Below are 1687 nucleotides of genomic sequence, written 5' to 3' on the forward strand. Positions count from 1 at the left end.
CGCATCTGCTTGCACGAACGCGGGCATCCATACATGACCCGGGTTTTTCATCAGGAATTGGGTTCTTCCGCACTTTTCGTGATGATGTTTTTGGTTATGCTGGCTGGAGGACACGAGCCCTGAGGAGTTCGAAGCCTGCTCTTCCGAACATGGTGCGCTTGATCATTTTCAGTCGGCTGATCTGTCCTTCAACCGGGCTGGTTGTCCACGGCGTGACAAGAGACGCTTCAATGGCAGCCGCATCCCGTTCAAGCGCGGGAATCAGACGTGACAGCAGCGTCGTCTTTCCTTCTTTGAGCAAAGCCTTCAGATCGCCTTCCGTGCTGGTGTCACCCTTTTTACAGAGCAGGGTCTGCATTTTCCTGAGCCAGCAGAGTGTGACGGCAAGGTGCGGTTCGGCTTCCAGAAGGGCAGGAACCAGCAGTCCCTCCTGTCCGGCAGATAGCGGATCCTCTGCAAGGAGAAGCCGCGCAAGTCTGCGTCCCAGAGGTGGAGCGACATGCGCGGAAGAAACGGGTTTCGCGGAACATCCCTGTCGCGTTACCACCCATTTCCAGACGGTGCCATATTGTCCTGCAAAGCCCTGCTCCAGGAGTTCCCGCCATAGCTGACGACTATTGCGACATCCTTCGGACCATCTCTTTTCCAGGTGGGCTGCGTAAGGCACGAGTATGCTGCGTGGCGGAACCGTCCTTTTCCATGGTGGTGCATGGCCCCGCTGAAACCAGCGCCGCACGGTTTTTCTCTCTACCCCGATCGTTGTGGCGATAGCCTGAATGCTGTGTCCCGCTGCTTTCAGGGCAAGAGCTTCCTTGAAAAGAATATCACGTCGTTCCCCAGAGGCTGACCTGACGACCGCCTGCGCCTCTTCTGGATGCGCTCTGATTGTTTCAGATATTTTGCTTACTGCCGTTGATACGTTCAGCTGTCGTGTCAGGGTCCTCACTGTTGTCGTAAAACGGTCCAGAATGCTGACAAAAGCGTCTGACAGGTTCTTCAGCAGATGCCAGCGGTCTGTCACCTGAAGAGCGGATGGTGCGCCTCTGCGGCATCCGTCTGCATAAGCACCGGCACGGTCTCTGGCAATGATTTCAATACCGGGATGGACCTGCAGCCATCGGGCAAGGGTATCAGCGTCCCGATCTGGCAGGAGGTCAATGACATCATTTTTCTCAAGATCAACCACAATCGTTCCATAGTGATGTCCCCGCCGCCATGCCCAGTCATCCACCCCCACCACACGTGTACGGGCCATGCCTTTTGTGGTGTTCTGCGCACGTGAGAGAAGACGGCGGACAAGAGTATCGGCGCTGATGGGGCAACACAGGCGCACGGTCATTCGTGCTCCAGCGGAACCGCCCAGGGTATGGGCGATATAATAATGAAGATCGGCAAGACGTGTGGTCTGTCTGCCATGACGCACGGTTATCCCCTCAAGGGGCATGACAAACGTCCGACGTGGACAAAGCATCGTCTGGCAGAAAAAGCGCGGCACAGAAACGATCAGCGTGGCTGGACGGCCCTGCCATGGAAGATCCGCGAGTTTTCTCTGATAGAAACTGTGAATGCGTCGTGTCGGGCACTGACAGTCCGGACACACTGCACTCCGTTTTCGCAGACCGACTTCGATCTCCACTCTGTTATCCAGTGCAACAACACGACGAACGACGAGGGAACGGGGAAGATC

The 1687-nt window shown here is 56.2% G+C and carries 1 protein-coding gene; it reads right to left on the reverse strand.

Annotated elements, in window-relative coordinates; all coding sequences use genetic code 11:
- Window positions 1–94 precede the first annotated feature (94 nt).
- The coding region (locus tag B7449_RS17565) for an ISL3 family transposase (RefSeq protein ID WP_082084937.1) at window positions 95–1687 on the reverse strand (1593 nt) is incomplete at its 5' end.

It is taken from the genome of Komagataeibacter intermedius TF2 (genome assembly GCF_000964425.1).
GTDB classification, from domain to species: Bacteria; Pseudomonadota; Alphaproteobacteria; order Acetobacterales; family Acetobacteraceae; genus Komagataeibacter; species Komagataeibacter intermedius.